This is a genomic window from Streptomyces sp. NRRL WC-3618 (genome assembly GCF_001280005.1).
Classification (GTDB): Bacteria; Actinomycetota; Actinomycetes; order Streptomycetales; family Streptomycetaceae; genus Streptomyces.
Map to the genome: position 1 here is coordinate 1 of NZ_LGDW01000295.1, position 429 is coordinate 429.

Below are 429 nucleotides of genomic sequence, written 5' to 3' on the forward strand. Positions count from 1 at the left end.
ACCGGTCCAGCTGAGCAGGCCCGGTGTCGCCTCGACGCGGGTCTCGGTCCGCTCGCCCGTCGCCGCGTCGAGGGGGACGAGGCGCAGGACGGCGTGCATGCCGTTCTGGTGCGAGACGAGGTGCAGGTCCTCGGCATACGTCTTCTCCGCCAGCACGGGCGAGATGCCGAACCACGACCCGTGCGTGCTGAAGGGGATGTCGTGGACGGAGAAGGCCGGGCCGGACAGGGCGGCGGTCATGGAGGTGGTACTCGTTTCTTGAGCGGGGATGATCGGCGGGTCTGCCGTGGGGGGACGGTGCTCGCACGGCGGCTCGTGCGCGCGGCCGGGTCAGTCCTTGACGGCGCCGGCGGTGACGCCGGCGGCGACGTAGCGCTGGGCGAGGACGAGGATGACGGTGGCGGGCAGGGAGGCGATGACGGCGGTGGC

General features: G+C 72.5%; 1 pseudogene. It reads right to left on the minus strand.

Features of this window, described 5'->3' with window-relative positions:
* Positions 1-240, minus strand: a pseudogene (locus ADL01_RS23365) (glycogen debranching protein); the annotation flags it as partial.
* Between the last annotated feature and the right edge of the window lie 189 nt (positions 241-429).